Genomic DNA, 978 nt, shown 5'->3' with positions numbered 1-978 from the left:
GTTTGTCGGCATCGGAATGATCTCGGTGCCGTCCTTAAACCTGACACCGGCGATCACCTTGGGCAACTGGTTTTCGCCCATCAACCTCCGCCAGCTTCTTGCGGCCGCCATCACCAGCTTGAACACCATCAGCCGCGCGGTGGTCGGGGACAAAGAGCCCTTGGTGCGCACGGTCCGGTGCCGCACCGTGGCGAACACGCTCTCAATTGGGTTCGTGGTCCGCAGATGGATCCAGTGCTCGGCCGGCCAGTCATAGAATGCCAGCAGCGCCCGCTGGTCCTTGCGCACGCACTCCACGGCTTTCGGGTAGCGTGCCCCATAGGCTTCCTCGAACAGATCAACGGCCACCTCGGCCTGGGCTCGGGTGGGCGCGAGATAAATCTCGCGCAGGGCCACCTTCATGCCCGGCTGAACAGATTTCGGCACCTTGTTGAGCACGTTGGCGGTCTTGTGCAGCCAGCACCTCTGATGATGGGTGCCGGGGAATAGCTCGTCGAGCGCCTTCCAGAAGCCCAGTGCCCCGTCCCCAACAGCAATCCGGGGCGGGATGGTCAGGCCCCTGCGTTTGACCTCGACGAGCAACTCGCGCCAGCTCTGGGCGCTCTCGCGCACGCCGGTCTGGAAGCCGACCAGCTCCTTCCTGCCTTCCGGGGTGGCACCGATCAGCACCAGCATGCACTCGGCCTGATCTTCCATCCGGGCCTGGAGATAGACCCCGTCAGCCCAGACATAGACATAATGCCGGGCGGACAGGGCCCGGGCCTGCCAACGTTCGTACTCGCCCTGCCATTCGCCGGTGAGCCGGGTGATGGCGGACGGCGACAGGTTCGGGGCGTCCTTGCCGAGCAAGGCTGAAAGCGCCTCCTGGAAGTCTCCGGTGGAGAGCCCGCGCAGATAGAGGATCGGCAGCAGCGCATCCAGGCTCTTGGTCCGCCGCGCCCATTTCGGCAGGATCGCTGAGGAAAAGCGGATGCGGTC

Annotated in this window: 1 protein-coding gene; it reads right to left on the bottom strand. The window is 64.7% G+C overall.

What is annotated here, in order from left to right; all coding sequences use genetic code 11:
• A partial coding sequence (locus tag FS320_RS44125) for an IS256 family transposase (RefSeq protein WP_152718748.1) occupies positions 1-978 on the bottom strand: 978 nt, incomplete at both ends.

Origin of the sequence: Microvirga tunisiensis (genome assembly GCF_009296175.1) — a bacterium.
Taxonomy (GTDB): domain Bacteria; phylum Pseudomonadota; class Alphaproteobacteria; order Rhizobiales; family Beijerinckiaceae; genus Microvirga; species Microvirga tunisiensis.
The sequence above is the reverse complement of the archived record's forward strand: the minus strand, read 5'-3'. Positions and strand labels throughout refer to the sequence as shown.